Annotated in this window: 1 protein-coding gene; it reads right to left on the reverse strand. The window is 40.0% G+C overall.

What is annotated here, in order from left to right; all coding sequences use genetic code 11:
* Nucleotides 1–365, reverse strand: a 365-nt coding sequence (locus HMPREF3267_RS10930; RefSeq protein WP_141761098.1) for an Ig domain-containing protein, incomplete at both ends; no start/stop codon positions are given.

Here is a 365-nt window from a genome sequence, read left to right on the forward strand (position 1 = left end):
TACTGTGTTTGTTACTGCTTGACCACTATTGTCTGTAGCTCTAATCTCGATGTTATCGATTGCCGTATTGACCTCTTTGGTCTGATCACTAATCTCTTTCACCGTCGGTGCTGTTGTGTCTACAACTTTGATATTGAATTTCATCTCAACACTATTGCCATCGGCGTCAGTACTTATCACTACAATTGGATAAGTGCCTACTTTCGTTGCTACACCGCTTATTGTATTTGTTGACGGATCAAACGTCACTCCTTGGGGTAGACCGCTGACTTTATTTGTCACTGCTTGACCACTATTGTCTTTCGCATCAATCTTGATGTTATCAATTTTGGTATTCACTTCTTTAGTTTGGTCACTAATCTCTT

Origin of the sequence: Staphylococcus sp. HMSC62D11 (assembly GCF_001839145.1) — a bacterium.
GTDB classification, from domain to species: Bacteria; Bacillota; Bacilli; order Staphylococcales; family Staphylococcaceae; genus Staphylococcus; species Staphylococcus lugdunensis.